This window comes from Prosthecobacter sp., assembly GCF_034366625.1.
Classification (GTDB): Bacteria; Verrucomicrobiota; Verrucomicrobiia; order Verrucomicrobiales; family Verrucomicrobiaceae; genus Prosthecobacter.
Genome location: NZ_JAXMIH010000008.1, coordinates 43,360 through 64,570 on the forward strand (window position 1 = coordinate 43,360; position 21,211 = coordinate 64,570).

Here is a 21,211-nt window from a genome sequence, read left to right on the forward strand (position 1 = left end):
ATTATGTTGGTATTAGGTTGGTTGGTTTGAGGTCGGACACTCGCATGATATGACCTGGAATTAAGTCCCAAATCAAAGTACGTGAGCCGTTCAGATTTGGAAAATAGCAGGTGCTGTAACCGCTGGAAAGAACTTTTTTCCTTTTTTGGGCATTTTTTTCAGTGTTGTACAGCGTCTGCAGCTCTTGCATCGCCTTTGTGCTCAAAGGTGCCCCCCGGCCGCGCGCATCTTCATGATTGAATGGCATGCGGATTGGTGGTTAGTCATGCGCATGACGCGCCTTTTGATCTCCGTTTTTTTCTTGATCTGGCTGTTGCCGCTACGATCTGAGGAAGCGCTGCCTTCCATCAGCTTGAGAGTCCGGGTGCATCTGGTGCAGTCATCTGCTCATCCCAGGCTCCAGGCGACGCTTGGCGAGGCGGAGGTACGCACCATCTTTGAAGAAGTGAACGCCATATGGGCGCAGGCGGGCATTCGTTTTGAACTGGAGGCCGTTGGTGTTCTCCAGGCTTTCGATATAGGACCCAAGAAATGGTTCGAACGGGATCGTAACTGGGTGAAATCCGCAATCCCAACAAACGATTTCAGCCTCACCGCCATCGATGTGTGTTTCGTCCGGGAAATGGGCCCCAATGGCTTTTTTTACGGTGAGCCTGTCGTGGTGTGCGAAAAGCCAGAATTTACCATGGTCAAAGGGGGGGCGGACAACCCTGTCGCTCGTGTTGCCGCACACGAGCTGGGCCATGTGCTGTTCCTGAAACACAGACAGGATCATACGAACCTGATGGCGTCAGGCAGGAACGGAATCTCGTTGAACAAGCAGGAGATCAAGGATGCACGAGAGCGAGCCCTGCAGATCTTGGGGCAAATGCCCTTGCCTTAGAATTTAAACGTTCGCTCGCAAGGCGGTCCCCAGAGCATCGATTTGGGCGGCCGAGTGAGGGGCATTGACGGTGATACGCAGCCTGGCGCTGCCTCGGGCGACTGTGGGATAGCGGATGCAAGGGATCAGGAATCCGGCTTCTCGCAATTGCTGACTCGCCCTCATGGCCAGCCCTTCATCACCCAAAATCACCGGTAAAATGGTACTCGGAGCGGTTGGAGGCCCGAGTCCGATTGTGGACAGTAGATTTTTCGTGCTTTGGGCATTGCCCCGCACCGTTTTCCTCAAGGCATCACCTTGTTCGCTGCGGATGAAGTTCAAGATGGCGCAAAGAGCATGAGCCAGATGAAACGGCGGGGCCGTCGAGTAGATGAAACTACGCGCTCGGTTGACCAGCAGGTCGATGACTTGTCGTGACGCTGCCAGATAGCCTCCGCTAAGGCCAAATGCCTTGCTTAGGGTCCCCAGATGCAGATCCACGCGTTGATCCACACCAAGTTCGGCGGCAAGACCTCGCCCTTGCGGGCCCAGGACGCCCACGGCGTGTGCTTCGTCCACGAGCAGCCAGGCTCCGTACTTTTCTTTGAGTTCGACGATCTCCCGTAGCGGGGCGGCATCACCGTCCATGCTGAAGATCGATTCGGTGAGTACGAGGACACGTCCCTTCGCGGTTTTCAGCAGGCGTTCGAGCTTTTCGAGGTGATTGTGCGGGAACACACGGATCGCCGCCCCGCTCAATCTCGCTGCATCGACCAGACTGGCATGGCAGAGTTTGTCGAGGATGATCGTGTCCCCCGGCCCCACGAGCGCCGGGATCGTGCCCAGTGCCACGGCAAATCCGCTGCTGAAGGTCAGTGCTGCCTCTGTCCCCTTGAAATCGGCCAAAGCTTCTTCCAGATCGCGATGCACACGATGCGTGCCGCACACAAGTCTCGAAGCGCCTGCTCCACCACCATATTTTGCCACTCCCTCTGCGAGAGCTGTCCGCATTTCCGGTGATCCCGCCAAACCCAGGTAGTCGTTCGAGGAAAAATTGACCCACTCCCGGCCTCCGGCCCGCACGACGACCCCGGCCACCTCGTCCAGCGGTGTGAGTTCACGCCAAAGCCTCTGGGCGCGCAATTCGTCGAGCTGCGTGGTGATGTTCCATGGTTCCGTGCGCTCTTCCATACGTCACTCCTTCAGACGGCGTTCCACCACATCGTCCTTCGCCACGCCGAGCGTCAGGGCCTTCTCGTAATGCCTTCTCGCCAGCTCAATCGCGGGCGGGCGCCGCTCCAGCAGCATCAGCGCCATGTTGAAGTGCGCGATGCCATAGTCCGGCTTCATTTCGATCGCCTTCTGCAATTCCACCTCCGCCGCATCGGCCCAGGCGAGGCCCTTCACGGCGATGGCCAGGAAATTGTGTGCTCGTGCATCTTCGGGATCCTCATGGATCGCCCGCGTGAAGCAAGAGATCGCCCGGTAGGTGTCTCCCTGCTGTTGCACGAGCAAACCCAGCGCCGTCCACGATGGCGCGAGTTGCGGATTAAACTGCACTGACTTTTCAAAGCACTCGATGGCCCGTTTCAAATCGCCCGCCTGCTGCTCAACCGCGCCCAAGTTTGCCCAAACCAGTGCATTTCCATCATCCAATTCCAGCATTTCTTGGTAGGCCTTGCGTGCGGCGGGCCAGTCTTTTTTGCCAAACGCCGCCACTGCACGTTCTCCCAGCACCTTCGTATGTGGCGGCAGCATGCCGGTTTTTTCCATCTTCGCCGGGTTGAACTGCGCCGCGCCGTCCTGGGCATGGCAAAGCGCGCTCATCACTGGCAGCACGGAGATTTTCAGCAAATTGGGGAGCCTCATGGCCCGACTATGCGCCAAAAGCGCCACAGGAAAACTTCTTGCGCATGCCTTGTGAACAGGGATGTTCGGTCGAACAGCCAAAACACCACCATGTTCCTCGACACCGACACCCGCCTCACCGCCCGTCAGCAAGAGCTGCTCGACTACCTGCGCAGCTACCAGCGCACCGAAGGCGTCATGCCCTCCACGCGTGACATCCAGCGCCACTTCGGTTTCTCCAGTCAGACCGCCGCCATGAGCCACCTGCGTGCGCTGGAAAAGAAAGGCGTCATTCAGCGCCACGCCCACAAGGCGCGTGCCGTCGTCTTCCCAGAGGACCTCGATCGCGCCGAAATCATCGACATCCCCGTCTTTGGCCAAATCCCTGCTGGCATGTCTGCGGCAGACATGGTGCAGCACGCGGAGAAATGCATCTCCGTCGATGTGAACACCCTCGGCATCCCGCGCACTGCGAAAAGCTTTGCGCTCAAGGTGCGCGGCGAATCCATGATCGGCGCCCTCATCGGCGATGGCGACCTCGTCATCCTCGAAATCCGTGAGCCACGCCCCCGCGACATCGTCGCGGCCCTCATCGACGGCGAAACGACCCTCAAGCGCTACCTCCTCCAGGACTCACAGCCCTTCCTCAAGGCCGAGAACCCTGAGTTCCCTGACCTCATTCCGGCACGTGAGCTGACGATTCAAGGCGTCATGATCGGACTGATCCGCCATGTGCGGAGGGAGTAATGGCTGCTGTGCAGGTCAAGGCTGCGCTGTCAAAGGGTCAAGCATGGTCAAGAGGCGAAAGCCACGACGCTTGACCACTCCTTGACCTATTGACCCGTCTTGACTCATCTTATCCGACATACCGCTCCCGCAGGTGCGCGATGTGCCATTTGGCATCCGTCGGCTTGCCCGTCGCCTGCGTGATAATTTCCTGCGGCAGCAGCGCGCCTCCATGTGCATGCACATTGTCGCGCAGCCACTTCAGCAGCGGCGCATAATCGCATTTCTCCAGCGCCGTTGTGATCTTCCGCTGCTTCTTCGCCGTGGCGAACAACTGCGCCGCATTGAGATTTCCCAGCGTGTAGGTCGCGAAGTAACCGAGCCCGCCCATGCTCCAGTGAATGTCCTGGAGACAGCCGTGCCGGTCATCCGGCGGCGTCATGCCGAACAGCTCACGGTATTCCTCATTCCACACCTTTGGCACGTCCTTCACCGCCAGTTCGCCCTTCACCAGGCGACGCTCGATGCCAAACCGCAGCAGGATGTGCAGATCATACGTCGCCTCGTCCGCCTCCACGCGGATGAAGCTGAATTCGCTGCGCAGCATTTCCTTCATGAAGGCGTCGATCTTCACCTTCCGCAGATGCGGGAACAGCTCCTGCGCCCGCGGCAGCCACTTCGCCCAGAACGTGCGGCTGCGGCCCACGTGATTCTCCCACAAGCGGCTCTGCGACTCGTGAATGCCCAGTGACGCCGCACTGCCCGAGTACAGGCCGTAATCCAGCCCCGGCAGCCCCTGCTCATACAATCCGTGCCCCGCCTCATGCAGCACGCCGAAGAGCGACGACAGAAAATCCTTCTCGTCATACCGCGTCGTCAGCCGCACGTCGCCCGGCCCCAGCGTGGTGCAGAACGGATGCGCCGTCGTGTCGATGCGGCCCGCGTCGAAATCAAAACCAATGCTCTCCGCGATTTCACGGTTCAAAACCTGCTGCTTCTCGATGGGATACTTCCCACGCAGTGCGCCCGGCTTCACCTTCTTCGACTTCGCCACCGCCTCGCGGGCGATCTCCGCTAGTTGCGGCTTCAGCTTTTCAAACAGCACCGCCACCTCCCGCGTCTTCGCCCCGCGTTCATACAGGTCCAGCAGCGCATCATACGGTTCGTCCTCGTAGCCAAACAGATCCGCCTTCTTTTGCGCAATGGTGAGCACCTTTTCCAGATGCGGTGCAAACATCGCAAAGTTCGACTTCCCGCGCGCCTCAGCCCACGCCGCCTTCGCATGCGCGCACACCTCGCTCTCCTCCTTCACCAGCTTTTGCGGCAGTTTCGTCGCCTGGTCGATGTCACGCCGCAACCCGCGCACATTCGCCGCCTGCGTCGCATCTTCCGGCATCTCCGTCTCCGCCCGTTCCAGCAGCTTCAGCGTATGCTTCGAGGTCAGCAACGCATGCGCCTTCCCTGTCAGATACGACAACTGCCGTGCCCGATGATCCAGCGCCTTCTCCGGCATGTAAGTCTCCTGATCCCACCCCAGCACCGCTTCGGTCGAGGTAATGAGGGCGATTTCAGAAACAACTTCGCAGAGAGATTGGTAGGCGGTCATGGAGGCCGCCATAGTGAGTCGCCATCGCCCAAGAGCAACCTCAAGCACCCACCGGATGCCACGTCGTCTTGAACTCGATCAGCGCCCGGATTTCCTCCGCGCCCTGCATCTTGTCCGCGAACCAGTCGATGGGTTCTTCGGCCTTCAGCAAACGTACGCGTTTCACGCTTTCAGCGGCACCGAGTCGCAAGGCCTTGCGTTCTTCGGCATTCGCCACACCGCTCAAGGCACGAAGATGCTCATGCGTGGCAAAGGTGGGCAGCAGTTCGCTGCGCAGGCCGGTGAGGAGATTCACCACGCCGCCGGGCAGGTCGCTGGTGGCCAGCATTTCACCCAGCAGAATGCTCGGATACGGCTGCGTCGTGCTGGCGAGCGCCACCACACTGTTCCCACTCGTGATCGCGGGCAGGATCAGTGAGATCAGCGCCAGCAAAGGCGAATCATCTGGCGCGATGATGCCGATGATGCCCATCGGCTCCGTCACCGTGAAATTGAAGTGCGATGAGGCCACCGGGTTCACGCTGCCGAGGATCTGCTCGTATTTGTCCGTCCAGCCCGCGTAATGCACGATGCGATCAATCGTCGCTGTGACTTCGCGTGACGCATCCGCCTTCGAGCTGCCGCCAAGAGCAATCGCCTCGGCCAGTTCGACGCCGCGTGCCTCGATCATCTCCGCCATGCGATACAGAATCTGTCCGCGATTGAAGGCCGTGCGCTTCGCCCAGCCCGGCCCGGCCTTTGCCGCAGCCTCCACGGCATTGCGCAGGTCTTTGCGCGTGCATTGCGGGATGTTGGCGAAGAACGCGCCGGAGGCATCATGCAACTCGGCCACGCGTCCGCTCTCGCTGCGGATGAAAGCACCGCCGACGTAGCACTTCGGAGTTTTGGTGATGTGGAGACGTGACATGAGGAGGTGTGTGAAAGCAGAGATGATGAGTATGGAAAGCAGTCACTCGACTTTCGAGAGGCTACTTGAGAAATACTTTGCAACTACATCCGCGCGCTCGCGCCGGAGTTTTTTCAATCCAGCCTCCTTCGCTTGAGATGGTTTGCGGTTTGATATGACTTCGATTTGCCAGTCTATCTGGCCAAGCAGCTCCTTACCCCGCTTTTGTGTGCGCGCCCGCCTTAGTGGTTGGGTCACTTGCACGAGCGCAATCAGCTCACGCCAAGCCTTGTCGTCCGACTGCTTCGGAATTCTCCACTTGTGGCTTAACTCCCAAAGATTCCCTCCGCACTTCGAACAACGAAGAGCTGTATCGAGGCCCCCGGCCGCTTCTGCGCGCTTCGATGTTCGACATTCGATACAAATGTAAGTGCGGTTTGACATAGCATGGATTCACAGATGCCGCTTATCGCGGCTGCTCATGTTTCGACATTCGGGTTTCTTTCTTCATTCTTCGCGCAGCGATCACGCCGTCTTGAGATAATCCAGCAGCCCCTGCTTGCCGCCTTCGCGACCGAAGCCGGACTCTTTGTAGCCGCCGAAGGGGCTGGTGGGATCAAACTTGTTGTAGGTGTTGGCCCAGACGACGCCCGCTTTGAGCAGCGTGCTCATTTTGAGGATGCGGCTGCCTTTGTCCGTCCAAACACCGGCGCTGAGGCCAAAGGCGGTGTTGTTGGCTTTTTCGACGGCTTCTTCAAGCGTGCGGAAGGTCAGGATGCTCAGCACAGGACCAAAGATTTCCTCCCGCGCGATGCGATGACTCATGCTGACTCCAGAGAACAGCGTTGGCTTGAAGAAGAAGCCCTTCGTCGGCAGCCGGCACGTGCTCTGATGCATCTCCGCGCCTTCCTTGACGCCGCTTTGCACCAGCTCCGTGATCTTCGTGAGCTGCTCGCGGCTGTTGATCGCACCGAGATCGGTGTTCTTGTCCATCGGATCGCCGACACGCAGCACGGCGATGCGGCGCTTGAGCTTGGCGAGCACTTCATCCGCCACGCTTTCCTGCACGAGCAAGCGCGAGCCTGCGCAGCACACATGGCCTTGATTGAAAAAGATGCCGTTCACGATGCCCTCCACGGCCTGATCCAGTGGCGCATCATCAAAGACGATGTTCGCGGCCTTGCCACCGAGTTCCATGGTCATCTTCTTCTCCGTGCCCGCCACTGAGCGCATGATGATCTTCCCGACCTCCGTGCTGCCAGTGAAGGCCACCTTCGTTGTCAGCGGATGATTGATCACCGCCGCGCCGGTCTCACCCGCGCCGCTGACGATGTTCACGACGCCGTTCGGCAGCCCGGCCTCCTGGCAGATCTCGCCAAACTTTAGCGCGGTGATGCTAGTGGTCTCCGCCGGCTTCAAGACGACACAATTCCCCGCCGCGAGCGCTGGCGCGATTTTCCATGCGAGCATGAGCAGCGGGAAATTCCACGGGATGACCTGCCCCACGACGCCATGTGGCGCGAGTTGTCGGCCGGGCGCGAGGAACTCCAGTTTGTCCGCCCAACCGGCATGATAAAAGAAATGCGCCGCAGCCATCGGGATGTCGAAGTCGCGAGATTCCTTGATCGGCTTGCCGCCATCCATCGTCTCCGCGATGGCAAACTCCCGCGCGTGATCCTGCAGCAGCCGCGCGATTCGATAGAGATACTTCCCGCGCTCCTTGCCCGGCATGCGTCCCCACACGCTCACAAACGCCTTCTGCGCCGCCTTGCAGGCCGCATCCACATCCGTCGCATCTGCCAGCGCGATGTCGGCGATCTTTGCTTCATTCGCCGGATTGATCGTGGCAAAGTACTTACCGCTGTGCGGCGCAACGAAGGAACCGTTAATGAACAGATCGTAGCGCTTCTTCAGCTTCGGATCCGCCGTCTCCGGTGCCGGATCAAACTCCCACAGATCGCCAAAAACGAGTTCGCGGGTGGGCTTGGTGATTTTTTTGGCCATACAATGATTGAGTTAATAACCCTCCGTTGCATCGCTGAAGTTCCACGGGGCTTGGTAGGCGCCGGTGCGTTCTTTTTCGAGCTGACGGACGAGGTCGTTGAGCAATGCGGAGGCCCCGAAGCGGTAGCGGCGGTTGTTGAGCCAGTCGTCGCCGAGGGTCTCTTTGACGGCGATGAGGAACTGCAGTGCCTGCTTCGCGGTACGGATGCCGCCAGCGGGTTTCATGGCGATGGGGACGCCGGTGGCAAGGAAGTGATCGCGGATGGCCTCCAGCATGACCTGATTGTTGCCGAGCGTTGCGTTCGACGAGGTCTTGCCGGTGCTGGTTTTGATGAAGTCATTCGGGCGGATCACGCGCATCGCCAGAAAGCTGGCGGCGCGGATGTTGTCGTAGGTTTCGAGTTCACTGACTTCGAGAATGACCTTGAGCGTCGCTTTGCCGCAGGCTTCGACCACAGCGGCGATTTCATCCTGCATGCGGCCAAATTCTCCGCTGAGAAAAGCACCGCGATTGATGACCATGTCGATTTCATCGGCTCCATCACTCACGGCGGCATGAACTTCGGCGAGGCGTGTTTTGAGCGGGGCCTGGCCAGATGGGAAGGCCGTGGCGACAGAGGCGATCTTCACTTTCGTGCCGCCGACGTGCTTCTTCGCGTGCTTCACCATCGCCAGATAGACGCAGACAGCGGCGGTGGAGGGAATGTCGCCCACATCGTGCGGCGTGAGGGCTTTTTGGCAGAGCGAGGCGACTTTGCCGGGAGTGTCTTTGCCTTCGAGAGTGGTCAAATCGACCATCGTCACGGCGAGACGCAAGCCGAAGACCTTCGACTTCTTTTTGATGCTGCGGGTGGTGTATTTGGCGACGCGTTCCTCAATGCCGACATAATCGACGGTGCCGATTTCATCGAACAGGCGGCGGAGGCTGGTGGGCGCTTTGACGGCGGGCATGGTGTTATTCAGTCACGGGCAGGAGGGAAAGACAACCAATTCATCAAGCCGCACCGAGCTTCAGTTCGCGCAGAGGTTTAGGCTCTTCGCCCACGGCTTTGAAGCACAGGTGCAGGGCACCGTTCATGATGCTGACGAGCGTGAAGCCGGGCCGAAATTCGAGCGGGTTGTAACCGGGGGCCTGCTGGGATTCGAGTTTGCGGTCTTGGTTGTAGAGCGCCGAAGGGAAGCAGACCTCGTGCATGGGCGCATGATCGTTCCAGCCGCGCAGACCGTTGTGAAAATGGCCGTGAAAGGCGGCGAGGATGCGCGGCGCGTGCTTGTTCGCGATCTCATAGAATTCCGCCTGCCCGCCGCCGGGTTTCACATGCCAGCCGCGGTCCGGGTGCTTGTTGTCATGCACGGGCACATGGCAGCAGAGCAGCAGGTTCAGATTCTTGGCGGCAGCTTCGTCGCACGTCATGCTGAGCCACGCGATCTGCTCGCTGGTGAAAAAGCCGTCGTGTGAATCGCGGTGCGCGTTGTTCATGAGCACGATGCGCAGCCATTGATGATCGAAGAACGTGTCCACCTGCGGGCGGAGATGCTGTTGGAAGCCTTCCACCGGATCGTGGTTGCCGGGAACTTCGTACACCGGCTTCGAGATGAGCTTCCGGCCTTCGAGATAGACGGGATACTGCTCCATGCGACCGCCGTCGATGACATCGCCGAGATGCAGCACGAACGCACCCTCGGCGGCGGCGATTTCGGCGGCGGTTTGCCGCCACAGCTTCTGCGCGGTGTCCTTGTCCTTGTAGCCGAGATGCGTGTCGGTGACGACGATGAAAGACAGCGCCGAAGGCGGAGCGTTTTGAGCGCACAGGCAGGCGGGGCGCAGCGTCAGCATGCCTGCGGTGGAAACGAGGAACTTGCGGCGGTGCATGGCGGTGAAGTTGTTCAAGACCCGGTGGTTCTGTCAAGACACCAATATTTGCGTGTGGCAAACAACCAGTCTGCGACATAGTTCGGTCACCATGAGCAACATGATCCCGCAAGTCTATGACACGCCCGTTTTCCGCATGGCCTGCCAGCAGTTTGATCTGGTGGCCGATTTTTTGGACATTCCCGAAAACGCCCGCGACCGCCTGAAGATGCCCAAACGCTCCGTGAGCGTGGCGATGCCGGTGCGGCGTGATGATGGCAGCACGACGGTATTCATGGGCTACCGCGTCCAGCATCATCTCACGCTCGGACCGACCAAGGGCGGCGTGCGTTTTCATCCAGACGTGACACTCGGTGAAGTGGCCGCATTGGCGATGTGGATGAGCTGGAAGTGCGCGCTGACCGGTCTGCCGTATGGCGGTGCCAAAGGCGGTGTGACCTGCAATCCGCGCGAGCTTTCCATCGGCGAACTCGAACGCGTGACACGACGCTACACGCAGGAGCTGATCCCGTTCATCGGGCCGCAGATCGACATCCCAGCGCCTGACATGGGCACGAATGAGCAGACGATGGCGTGGATGATGGACACGTATTCGCTGCAAACCGGCCATTGCGTTCCCGCTGTCGTCACTGGGAAGCCGGTGAGCATCGGCGGCTCGCTCGGTCGACGTGAATCGACCGGGCGTGGCGTGGCGTATCTCATTTCGCGCGCGATGGACACCCTCGGCATCGTCGCCAGTGGTGCGACCGCCGTGGTGCAAGGTTACGGCAATGTCGGTGCTGTCGCCGCTGCATCGCTGTCACGCATGGGTCTCAAAATCATCGCTGTGAGCGATGCCTTTGGTGGTTTGTTCAACGCTGGCGGCATTGATCTGGTGAAGCTCGACGAGCATGTCACGAAAACGCGCAGCATCGTCGGCTTTGACGGCGCGGAGCCGATCACGAACGAGCAATTGCTCATCACGCCTTGCGACATCCTTGTTCCAGCAGCCTTGGAGCGCCAGATCACCGCTGAAAACGCCGCGAAAATCCAATGCCGCATTCTCGCCGAAGGCGCGAACGGCCCAACCACGCCCGAGGCCGATGTGATCATCTCGCAGCGCCCGGAAATCTTCGTGATCCCCGACATCCTCTGCAACGCCGGCGGCGTGATCGTCTCCTACTTCGAATGGGTGCAGGATTTGCAAAGCTTCTTCTGGGACGAAGGCGAGGTGATGAGCAAGCTCTACCGCATCCTCGAACAGGCCTTCGTGCAGACGCTCACCATGAGCCGCAAACGCAACGTCAGCATGCGCTTCGCCGCTTTGAGCCTCGGCATCCAGCGTGTGCATGAGGCGAAGCAGATTCGTGGGCTGTTTCCGTGATGTGAAACAGACTGGCATCCTATCTCACGCTCATTGCAAAATCTCCGTCGGGCATTCCGGCAGCGATGACAAGAACGCGCGACCGTACGGCTTGGTGAGGATGCGGTTGTCGAGGATGGCGCAGATGCCTTTGTCGGTGGCGGTGCGGATGAGGCGGCCGACGCCCTGGCGGAGTTTGAGGATGGCCTCGGGGACGCTGTATTCGGTGAAGGCGTTGAGGCCTTGCTCGGTGAGATGCTCGATGCGCGAGGCGGTGAGCGGGTGGTCTGGAACGGCGAAGGGGAGGCGCGTGATGATGACATTGCTCAGCGATTCGCCCGGAACATCGACGCCGGTCCAGAAGCTGTCGGTGCCGCAGAGGACGCTGTGGGTATCGTTTCTGAATTCGGCGAGCATTTGATGGCGTGGCATGCCACGGCCTTGCACGAGCAAGCGCCAGCCTCGTTTTTCGCAATGCGCTTCAAGTTTGTCGGCCAGGGAGGTCATCTGGCTGTAACTGGTGAACAAGATGAAGGCGCGACCGATGCTGAGATCGATGAAATGGGTGATCCAGTGCTCAAGCTGGTCGAGATAGCCGGGCTCGCTGGGCTGCGGCATCTTTTTGAGCAGATAGAGCTTCATCTGCTTTTTGAAATCGAAGGGGCTCTCGATCAAGGCGGCGCGGGCGTCCTCGGCGCCGACGCGGTTGCGAAAGTAGCGGAGCTTGGGGTCATCGCCGATGCTGAGCGTGGCGCTGGTGAAGATGCAGGCCTTGTGGCTGGCGAAAAAGATCTGCCGCAGTCGTGGCGCGACATCGACCGGCGCGGTGTGGAAGGAGACGATGCGGTTGTCCAGGCCCCCGCGCTCAACCCAGTGGACGTGATCTTCGTTTTCCTGATCGAGGAAGGTCTTCAAGCCAACGCGGATGGCGCTGAGACGCTTGGCGAGGTCGAGGAGTTCGAGCTTGGTGCCTTCTTTGTTGGCAGCGTCGCCGGCTTTGATGGCTTTTTGGGCGAGACGTTGCAGCGGGAGACTGAGCGTGTCTTCGACGAGGCCGGGCTCACGCACACGGAACTCGCGGCCCATGGCGTTGAATTTGCAACTGGCCTCGGCGGCGCGGAAAAAGGTGTCCACGCTGTCCAAGGTCATCATGACCTCGCGCACGCCGTCTTTGTCGCCGACGAGTTGGAAGAAGCCTTTGCGCGTCTTCGGATTGTGCAGGCGGCCAAGCTCGAATTTGATGCTCGATTCGCTGATGTGCAGGCCGAAGGCCTTGGCGGCGACGTTCTCGATGGTGTGGGCCTCGTCGAGAATGACGAAGTCGCGTGGGAAGAGGAAATTGCAGTCTTCCGTGGTGTTTTCGTCGGCGGAGGCGAGCAGCGTGAAGAACAGCGTGTGATTGAGCACGATGACATCCGCCTGCTCCATGCGGCGGCGCACGTCCTGATACCAGCAGCGGCTGCCGGGCGGGCAACGGCGTGGCGTGCAGGCATGCGGCTCACTGCACACGAGCGACCACACGCGGGCGCTGGGTGTAAAATTGAGATCGCTAAGCGTGCCGTCCTCGGTTTCAGCGACCCAGTCGAGCAGGAGACTTAGTTCGGAGGCTTCGGAGGAGGAAAAGAGGTCGCCGGATTCGTTGAGGGCGCGTTTGAGGCGTGTGGGGCAAAGGTAGTTGCCACGTCCCTTCAAAATCTCCGCATGGAAGTCGCCGACGAGCTGTTTGACGATGGGAATGTCCTTCGTGATGAGCTGCTCCTGCAGATTGATCGTGTGCGTGCAGATGATGGCCTTGCGCTTCTGTTCGAGGGCAAACGTGACGGCCGGAACGAGGTAGGCGAGCGATTTGCCGACACCGGTGGCGGCTTCGCAGACGAAGGCGTGATTGCCATCGAGCGCGGCCCCGACGAGTTCCGCCATGCGCTGCTGCTGCGGGCGATACTCGAACTGCGGTGACTCGGCCATCTTGCCGTCATTGGAGAAGGCGTGCCGCATGCGTGGCGCCAGCGGCGGCCTGGAGATGCGGCCAGCGACTCCTTCTTCGTGATCTTCAGCGACGTAAAACATGCGGGGCGGGATAGCAGAGAGCGGAGGGCCTAGAGCAACGTAGTTTTTGTGTGAGCCGTCATTTTCCGGACTCGAAGATCGGCTGCATATCCGGTGTCTCGCGGTGCGTTGAAGCGTAAGAGCACGGCATCGGGCTGCCAATGGCTCAACTGCTAGGTGTCGATTCGGCACCAGCCTAAGTCCGCAGGTTGCGGAGTCAGACCGTCCCGGCTCACTTGTATCCGGTGACCATGGCGCAGGGCACGTCCTTGCGCTTGCCTTGGTCGGTCTGATGAATGGCGATCATGTACATGCCGGTTTTCTTCGGCTTGTAGAAGAGCACGAAGCCCCAGCCATCGAGCACCGGAAGGATTTCGCCGGCGGGCTTGCCTTCGAGATCCAGCACCGCGCCGGTGATGTGGACGCCGGATTTTTTCGGCACGGCGACGCAGAAGCAGTATTCGTTGCCCTTGTAGAGCTGCATGCGCAGGGCTTTGCCGGTTTTTGGGCCGAGATCCTTCTGCCAGGTTTCCGCACGGATGTTGAACTCCTCCTTCTCCTGGTCGTAGGCCAGCGCGTGGGCGGCGGCCTCGGCGTCTTCTTTGTCACCGGCATGCAGCCACACTGGCGGCATGAGCAGCGTTAAAACGAAAAGGGCGGTGGAAACGAGGGATGAAAAGGCGGCTGGAGTGCGCATGACACAATCGGATGGGAATTTCACTGTCACATGCGAACATAGCCGTTGCATCAGGAAAATCCCAAGTTTCTGTTCCGCTGTTCGTGCCTGACTCAGGAATGGACGAACTTTCACCCTCTCACCCCTCTGCATTTTCATGGCCTCGGTAGTCTTTTACATGGAGGACGGCACCACGCTCGTTCACAAGCTGGAAAACGATGTCACCACCATCGGGCGGCACCCTGAGAGCAATGTCATGCTCACCTGCCCCTCGTCCTCGGGGCGGCATGCCATCATCAAACAGTCTGAGAAGGGCGTTTTCGTGCAGGATCTGGATTCCAGCAATGGTACCCGCGTCAATGGAGCGGAAATCGAGGAGGCGCTGCTCAAGGATGGCGACCGCGTCGGTTTCGGAGACGTGCAGGCGGTGTTTTATGCCGGAGATCCGCCCAAGGTGCTGGAGGATAAGCCCCTCGCCACGCCCCGTTTCTCCAAATCGCTGCCAGCGCCAGCCGCCAATGTCATTGACGAGTCGTCGCTTCCTGGCTCCCGACCGGCCGCTTCGGGACGTGCGCTCAGTCCCGTGCGCCGTGCTTATGGCAAATCATCCGCCAGCAACTACCCGGACACGACGGAAAGCGGCTGCATGACGGCCATCATCGTCACCGGCTTGTTTGTGATCGCCTTCCTCGTCGGTCTTGGCATGCGCCATTCGAAGGAGATGAATGGCAATATTCTCACCGACACAATCGATAAGGTCTTTGGTACCATGCCGAAGATCAAGATCGAGCGGAAGGAGGAGTAGCCGCGTTCAGAGAGTCTTTTTGTAGCCGTCGCAGCGGTTGTGCCAGCCGGCCAGCCAGCGCTTTTCGTTGCGCTCAGGCGGTGCGTTCGACACACGACGGCCCAGTACGCGTTTGGCGGCTTCGGCGAACTGCACATTCCAAGCGGTGTAACTGCCTGGCGTCTCCCCCATGGCCTGAAGAACCTGCAGCAGCCCCCAGCCTTGCCCGTTGTAACGTTCCTTCGGGCTGGTGCCCTCGCCTTTGAAATTCACGTAGTCGATCAGGCAGAAAGTGCCTTCCGGCGTGGTCTTCAGGGATTCAAAGGCAACTTTAACCCAATCACGCTGCCCGGCAGGAGCCGCCGCCAGCATCTTGGGCAGAGCACGTTCCATCCGGGCCATGATGAACTCCGTCTGCTGCCGCACCGTCCGGCTGAGCAGGGTTCGCAGTTCCTTTTGCCGTGCGCCGTTCTTATCTGCCTCGAATGCTGCCTTGGTTGGCCACGGGCAGGTTTCTTTCATCCAACCGGGCGTCGAAAGGCCGCGTGACTCCAAGAAAGCCACCAACGGCGGGAAACTCTCCTCAAAGGGCCCGCCCTGACCCTTCGGATACCAGATGAAATGCCCGATGCCCAAGGAGGCGAAAGCCTCCCCCGCATTCCAGCTCGTTAGTCCCGCCACGCTGCCGCCGCACTCATTCTGCCAGATACGGTTTCCCACGCGATCCATCTGAGCGGGCGAAAGCCGACCTCCGCCGTTGCTGGCCGGGACTGGAGCCGCCGCACAGCCGTTCAAACTGACCAAAACCAGAGCCAGGAGTCTGAAAGACTTGAGGAATCGCCAGGCCTTCATATTTTAGAAATCTTAAGTGATGCTGTATAAGTGAACTGGTTTTTGAAACAATAGATTCACCGTCTCCCTCCCTGTGCACCCAATTTCATTAAGTTTGATTCACTGATTTTCCACCCTTATTCTCCCGGCTCTTCAGTCTTCTTTGCGCGTTCTGCATGCCATATCTGGCCTTCAATCTCAACGATGGAAATGAGTTCGTCTTCGATATCCTCGAAGAACGGCTCTCCATCGGGCGTGACGCCAGCAATGACATCGTTATCGACAACACCTTCATCTCCACGTTTCACGCTGAATTCCTGCGTCAGCCGGACGGGGGTTACGAAATCGTCGATCTAAAGTCCTCCAACGGCACCTTCGTCAATGGCAAGCGTGTCGAGCGTGCCCGTGTGAAGGGTGGCGATCGCATCATGTTCGGCCAGCTTGAGAGCCGGTTCCGCGAGCGAGCGCCCAAAGGCCTCGCTTCTGACGGCGGTTCCAAGTCCGTCTCCACCCCCAAAGGCCAGCCCACCCGTGAGGATGGCAAAAAAGGCGACACCGAAAGCATTCCGGCACGAGACAAGGATGAGCTGCCAAAGCCGGCCCCTGAAACCGGCAAGATTGAGGTCACTAAACCGGTCGTGCAGCGTGCTCCCACTGATGTGTCCCGGCCGCCCTCGGTCACGCCGCCTGTTTCGTTTCTGCCCAAGCCAGGCGCTGCCGCAGCACCTGATCCTGCCGCCGCCAAACAGGCCGCCGAGGTGCGTGATGAGATCGAAAAGCTGACCCGTCAGCGCGACGCTCTCCGCTCCGAAAACGCCATCGAGCAGAAACGACGCGATGAAATACGCTCTCTTGATGCCACGATCGAGGCGCGCAAAAAGGAGCTTGGCCAGACCCAGGCCGAGATCACCGGATTCAAGAGTGAGGTCGAAAAAATTCGCGGCCAGGTGCAAAGCGCCCGTGCCGATGTGGAAAACTCCAAAACCGAGGCCGGCAAGCTCGACGTCAAGCGCCGCGATCTCGGCAACATCGAGAGCAAACTCGAATCCACCCGCACCCTCGTCGCCAAGGCCGAGGCCGATCTGGTCACCGCGCAGAAAGGCTTGCAGACGCTGCACGCCGAGGCCGACCAGCAGCGCAAGGACCGCGAAACCACGATTGCGAAGCTCGTGGCCGAGGAAACCGCCGCGAAGGACAAAGTCACCGCCATCAACCTGCTTCTTGCCACGGCGCAGAAATCCGAGGCCGAGCTGAAATCCCAGCGCAGCGCCGAGTTGCAGAAGCTGGAGGCCGATGTCGCCGCCAAAGGTGCCACGCTCGATCAAATCACTGCCTCTCTCGCCAAAACCAGTGAGGAGGCCAAAACGAAGGAGAACGCTGCTGCCAAAGCCGCCGCCGAGGTCGCGGCGGCCAGCGAAAAACTCACCGCCTTGCAGGCGCAGATCACCGCCGGTGAGTCGAAGCTCAAGGAAATCGCCCAGCTCCAGGTTGACGCGCAGAAATCCGAGGCCGAGCTCAAATCGAAACGCAGCGCGGAACTTCAAGGCCTCGAAACCCAGATCACCGCCAAAACCGCCGACCTTGGCAAGACGCAGGCCGATTTGGCGAAAGCGCAGGCTGATCTCACCTCGCAGCAGGCCACGCTCGCCAAAGCCAGTGAAGAAGCGAAGTCACGCGAAGTCGCTGTTGCCAAACTGACCTCGGAAGAGGCCACCACGTCGAAACAACTGGCCGATTTGCAGAAACAAGTTGCCACCTCCGATGCTGAGGTGAAGCGCCTTGCCGCCTTGCAGGCCGACGCGCAGAAATCCGAGGCCGAGCAACGCTCCAAACGCAGCACGGAGCTGCAGGATCTCGACAAGCAGCTTGAAACCCGTCGTGCGGATCTGACGAAGACGCAGGCGGAACTGACGAAAGTGCAGGGCGAACTGACTTCGCAGCAGGATTCGCTCAAAAAGACCACGGACGAGTTCAAATCACGCGAAGCCGCCGTCACCAAGCTCACCGCAGACGAGAAGACCACGTCGCAGAAACTCACCGCGCTGCAAAAACAGATCGCCGACGCGGATGCTGAGGTGAAGCGCCTTGCCGCCTTGCATGCGGACGCGCAGAAATCCGAAGCCGAGCAGCGTTCCAAGCGCAGCACGGAGCTGCAGGATCTCGACAAACAGCTCGACGCACGCCGCGCCGATCTCGCGAAACTCGAATCCCAGCGCGAGACGAAGCAAAGCGAGCTCGAAGCAGTCAACGCCTCGCTCGCGAAGGCGCAGGAGCAGGTGCAGCACGCGCAGTCGCAGATTGCCCAGCTTGGTGGCGAGGAAAAAGCTGTCTCCGCTCGTGTGAATGAGCTGCGTGGCAACGAGGACCGGCTCACCGCCTTGACGCAGACGCTCGGCCAGATGGAAAACCAGCGCGGCATGCTGGATGCCGCCATTGGCGCTCTTCTCGGCAGACAGCAGTCTCACGAGGCCGATACAACCGTCGCTGAACAGCGCATGACCGCGATTCGCGGCCAGCTTGCTGATCTGGAGCAGCAGCATCTCGTCGCCGAGCAGCAGATCGCGAATCTCAACACGCAGAAATCGGACGCGGAGTCCGCCTTTGCCGAGCAGCAGAAAGAAGCGCAGGCCAGGCTGGCTGAAATCGACAAGCACGCCCGCGACGCGCGGGCAATGGACGATTCCGAGCGGGAGCAGGCCGAGAAACGTCTGGCGGACATCCATGCGCAGATCGCGCAGCATGAGACACGCCTCGCCGGGCTTCAGGCGGAGGTGAAAGCCCTTGAGGACAAGGCCGCCGACCTCAATAACAAACTTGATGACCTCGCCTCGACCGACACGAAGCTCAATGACGTCAGTGAGGCGCTCAAGGCTGTCGAATCGCACAAAGCCGAGGTCGTGGCCGCCGTCGCCGCTTTGGTGAAGGATCGCGATGAGCGCACGCGCGAGTTGCTTGCCGCCACCGAGCATGGCCGCGCCCAGGCACTGCTCACGCAAACACTCACGCAACGCCGTGAGGTGGCGGAAAAAGAAGTTCATCACATCGAGGAGCAGCAGACGCAGCTTTCTCAGGCAATGGGCAAGGTGCGCGAGGAGCTTCGTCTGGCCGAATCGGACCTTAAAGAGCGCGAATCGCAGGTCGCCGCCACCGAGCAGCGCACCAAGAATCTCGAAGAACTCGCCGCCACCGCCGACCAGCAGTTCAAATCCTTGCAGAGCGGGCACAAGAAGCTCAGCGAGCAGCTTGCGCAGGCCAAAATCGATCTGGACCAGGCCACGGCGGCGGCCATCGAGAGAAAGAAGGAAGCGGCGACATCCGCGGCGGCGGCGGAGAAAAGCTCGCAGCAGCAGCTCACGCTGGCGGAAAAGATCAGCGGCATGGAGGCGGTCATCTCCACGCTCACGACGACGCATGCCAGCACGCAGCAGAAGATTTCCGCCGCCGAGTCGGATCATCAGAATTTGCAGGACCGCCTCGCCGAGCGGCAGAAGGAAATCGCCGCCGCCGAAACGCGTGTTGCCGAACTGACGCAGCAGACCGCCGGTCTTGACGACCGCGTGAAGGAACTGGCCGCCGCGAACCAGCAGCACGCCGTGCTCAGCGGCACCATCACCACTGCCACGCAGGAACGCGACAAGCTGCTGGCCGAGACGCAGCGTCTCACCAAGGAACGCGGCGAACTGGATGCCGTGCTGCCGGATCTGCGCGCCAGCGTGACGCAAACCCGCGCCGAGGCGGACAATCTGAAGGCCGAGCTCGCCGGATTGATCAAGGATCGTGATGCCGCCGCCGCCGCGCTGAAGGAATCTCTCGCGCAGCGCAAAGAATCCGATGCCGCTGTCGAGGCGCTGCGCATCGAGTCGGTCAATCTCGACAAGATTCTCGGCGACAAGCGCACCAACCTCGAAGCGGAGACCAAAGCGAAGCTGGCGGAGGCCAACGCCGCCGAAACACGGCTCAAGGGTGTGCTGGAGCGCATTGCCGCCGCTGAAAAGCGCCTGGCTGAACTGGCGGATGTCGATGCGCGCCTCACCACGGCCACCAAAGCGCTCAAGGACACCGAAACGCAGCGTCAGGCCGAGGACAAGACGCTCGCAGAGCTGGCCCGCAACCAGGAGAAGCTGAAGAAGGAGATCGCCACGCTCGAAGTCAGCCTCAAAGCGGAGAACACGCAGCTTGCGGATCTCACGAAGGCGGTCAAAACCGCCGAGGCGAAGGCTGCGGATGCCGAGAAGCGTGCCGAGAAGGCCCTGGCCGCCCAACAAACCGCCGATCAGAAACGCACCGAAGCTGATGCCGCCGCCGAAAAAGCCCGTGCGGAAGAGAAGATCCTCCGCAAACAGATTCCCGCGTTGAACACCGAACTGGCGGGCATCCAGGCGATGCTGACCGGATTGACGAAGGAACGCGAGGAAGCCTCGCAGTTCGTCACGCGCCTCAATGTCACCACCGACACCCAGAACAAGAAGCTCAGCGAGTTGCAGCAGCAGATCACGCAGCTCGAGCAGGCGCACAAACTGCGCGAAGAACGCGTGATGAAGGCGCAGGCGGACGTGGACAAGGAATCCGCGCGTCTCAAAGCAGCGCAGGAACAGTCGCGCGCGGCGGAGGCCCAGCTCGCCGAACTCGAAAAAGAGGTCAAGGAAACGAAGGCGAAGGCCGACGCCGCCAAAAAAGAGACCAACACGATCGAGGGCGAGCTGCGCCAGCGACTCGACCGCGTGCAGAACCTGAAAGCCGACGAGGAGCGCCTCATCAAAACCCTCGACAGCCAGAAGCAAGACCTGCAGGGCGCTGACGCGGCTCTCAAGGAGTTGCAGTCAAAGATCAGCGCGCGGCAATTCGAGCTGGGTGAGTTCATCAACGTCGGCGGCAAAATTCTCGGTCTCGGCCAGGCGCTGGCGGGCTTGGAATCACGCCAGACGGAGATCAACAAATCCCTGCGCAAGGCTTCGGAGGAGGATCTGGCGATCCAAGTGAAGCTGAACGCGGCGCAGGAGACCCTCAACCGCGAGGCGGCCCGTGCCGAGCAGGCACGCAAGGATCGCGAGGCCGCCGACGCCGAGTTCAAGAAATTCAGCACCGACATCCAGAAGCAGGCCACCGCGCTGCAAAACTACGAGCTGGAGCAGAAGAAGCGCATCACCGAGCTGGAAAAGCGCATCGCCGACCTCGGCACCACGCAGCAGCGTGCCGTGGGCCAGATTGATGAGACCAAGGCCGAGCTGGCGCGTCTTGAAGGCCGGAAACACGAGTTCGCGCAGGCGGAGGCGCAGCTCAAGCAATGGCAGGACATCGAAAAACGTCTGCGCGGCCAGCTTGAGGAGCTGGAAGAAAAACATGAAATCATGCGCCGTGGCCTGCCGACGGAGGAAAGCACGGTGGTCATGTTTGCCAACGACATCATCAAGCGCATCGACCTCATCGACGCCCTGATCGCCCGCTATGCCGGGGCGAACGGCAGTGATGTGCCGCAGCAACTCATCACGCTGCGCGCCTCATTCGAGGACATCCTGCACCAGCACGGCGTGACGGAATTCAGCGTGCCTTCTGGCACGGAGGTTGATCTCGAGTTGCGCAAACGCATCGCCGTCGTGGATTCGCTTCCAGGCAAGGCCAAGCCGCGCGTGACGGAAAGCTGCCGTTCTGGTTTTATCTTCTCGCGTGGAGAGGGGCACGAGATTATCCTGCGCAAAGTGGAGGTTCGGACCTCCAGTCAGTAGCACC

General features: G+C 60.2%; 16 protein-coding genes. 5 read left to right on the plus strand and 11 right to left on the minus strand.

Features of this window, described 5'->3' with window-relative positions; genetic code table 11:
• Position 1: 1 nt before the first annotated feature.
• A complete protein-coding gene (locus tag U1A53_RS08755; protein ID WP_322280278.1) occupies positions 2–247 on the minus strand; it encodes a hypothetical protein in 246 nt (81 codons plus the stop codon).
• Here U1A53_RS08755 and U1A53_RS08760 point away from each other — a divergent pair.
• Entirely contained in the window at positions 233–883 is a 651-nt protein-coding gene (locus U1A53_RS08760) for a hypothetical protein (protein WP_322280279.1), read from the plus strand. The genes U1A53_RS08755 and U1A53_RS08760 overlap by 15 nt on opposite strands.
• A gap of 3 nt (positions 884–886) precedes the next feature.
• Here the strand turns inward: U1A53_RS08760 and U1A53_RS08765 are convergent, their stop codons facing one another.
• Both U1A53_RS08765 and U1A53_RS08770 read right to left on the minus strand, forming a co-directional pair.
• Positions 887–2,053 carry an 8-amino-7-oxononanoate synthase gene (locus tag U1A53_RS08765; protein WP_322280280.1) on the minus strand — a complete coding sequence of 389 codons (1,167 nt, stop codon included), beginning with the start codon at positions 2,051–2,053 and terminating at the stop codon, positions 887–889.
• Between the two features lie 3 nt (positions 2,054–2,056).
• Positions 2,057–2,731, minus strand: a complete 675-nt coding sequence (locus U1A53_RS08770) for a tetratricopeptide repeat protein (protein ID WP_322280281.1) — start codon at positions 2,729–2,731, stop codon at positions 2,057–2,059.
• A gap of 90 nt (positions 2,732–2,821) precedes the next feature.
• Between U1A53_RS08770 and lexA the strand changes: the two genes are divergently transcribed.
• Positions 2,822–3,457, plus strand: a complete 636-nt coding sequence (lexA, locus tag U1A53_RS08775; RefSeq protein ID WP_322280282.1) for a transcriptional repressor LexA — start codon at positions 2,822–2,824, stop codon at positions 3,455–3,457.
• 109 nt (positions 3,458–3,566) lie between these two features.
• Here lexA and U1A53_RS08780 read toward each other — a convergent pair whose 3' ends face one another.
• The 5 genes from U1A53_RS08780 to U1A53_RS08800 all read right to left on the minus strand — a co-directional run bounded on the left by U1A53_RS08780 (position 3,567) and on the right by U1A53_RS08800 (position 9,805).
• The gene (locus U1A53_RS08780; RefSeq protein ID WP_322280283.1) at positions 3,567–5,042 is read right to left on the minus strand and encodes a carboxypeptidase M32; all 1,476 of its coding nucleotides are present in this window, start codon (positions 5,040–5,042) and stop codon (positions 3,567–3,569) included.
• Positions 5,043–5,082: 40 nt separating this feature from the next.
• On the minus strand, positions 5,083–5,949 hold the full coding sequence (locus tag U1A53_RS08785) for an aldehyde dehydrogenase family protein (RefSeq protein ID WP_322280284.1): 867 nt from the start codon (positions 5,947–5,949) through the stop codon (positions 5,083–5,085).
• Between the two features lie 504 nt (positions 5,950–6,453).
• Positions 6,454–7,932 (minus strand): aldehyde dehydrogenase family protein, encoded by a 1,479-nt coding sequence (locus U1A53_RS08790; protein ID WP_322280285.1) that lies wholly within the window; start codon positions 7,930–7,932, stop codon positions 6,454–6,456.
• 12 nt (positions 7,933–7,944) lie between these two features.
• A complete protein-coding gene (gene deoC, locus U1A53_RS08795) occupies positions 7,945–8,883 on the minus strand; it encodes a deoxyribose-phosphate aldolase (RefSeq protein ID WP_322280286.1) in 939 nt (312 codons plus the stop codon).
• 43 nt (positions 8,884–8,926) lie between these two features.
• Positions 8,927–9,805 (minus strand): metallophosphoesterase, encoded by an 879-nt coding sequence (locus U1A53_RS08800; RefSeq protein ID WP_322280287.1) that lies wholly within the window; start codon positions 9,803–9,805, stop codon positions 8,927–8,929.
• A 91-nt stretch (positions 9,806–9,896) separates the two neighbouring features.
• Between U1A53_RS08800 and U1A53_RS08805 the strand changes: the two genes are divergently transcribed.
• Positions 9,897–11,168: a Glu/Leu/Phe/Val dehydrogenase gene (locus U1A53_RS08805; RefSeq protein WP_322280288.1), complete on the plus strand. Its 1,272-nt coding sequence runs from the start codon at positions 9,897–9,899 to the stop codon at positions 11,166–11,168.
• A 30-nt stretch (positions 11,169–11,198) separates the two neighbouring features.
• Here the strand turns inward: U1A53_RS08805 and U1A53_RS08810 are convergent, their stop codons facing one another.
• Positions 11,199–13,214 (minus strand): helicase C-terminal domain-containing protein, encoded by a 2,016-nt coding sequence (locus tag U1A53_RS08810; protein ID WP_322280289.1) that lies wholly within the window; start codon positions 13,212–13,214, stop codon positions 11,199–11,201.
• 211 nt (positions 13,215–13,425) lie between these two features.
• The gene (locus U1A53_RS08815) at positions 13,426–13,890 is read right to left on the minus strand and encodes a hypothetical protein (protein ID WP_322280290.1); all 465 of its coding nucleotides are present in this window, start codon (positions 13,888–13,890) and stop codon (positions 13,426–13,428) included.
• Between the two features lie 136 nt (positions 13,891–14,026).
• On the opposite strand from U1A53_RS08815, the gene U1A53_RS08820 reads away from it, so the two are divergent.
• Positions 14,027–14,674, plus strand: a complete 648-nt coding sequence (locus tag U1A53_RS08820; protein WP_322280291.1) for an FHA domain-containing protein — start codon at positions 14,027–14,029, stop codon at positions 14,672–14,674.
• 6 nt (positions 14,675–14,680) lie between these two features.
• On the opposite strand, the gene U1A53_RS08825 is transcribed toward U1A53_RS08820, so the two are convergent.
• Positions 14,681–15,382: a hypothetical protein gene (locus U1A53_RS08825; protein ID WP_322281233.1), complete on the minus strand. Its 702-nt coding sequence runs from the start codon at positions 15,380–15,382 to the stop codon at positions 14,681–14,683.
• A 278-nt stretch (positions 15,383–15,660) separates the two neighbouring features.
• Between U1A53_RS08825 and U1A53_RS08830 the strand changes: the two genes are divergently transcribed.
• A complete protein-coding gene (locus U1A53_RS08830) occupies positions 15,661–21,207 on the plus strand; it encodes an FHA domain-containing protein (RefSeq protein ID WP_322280292.1) in 5,547 nt (1,848 codons plus the stop codon).
• Positions 21,208–21,211 lie beyond the last annotated feature (4 nt).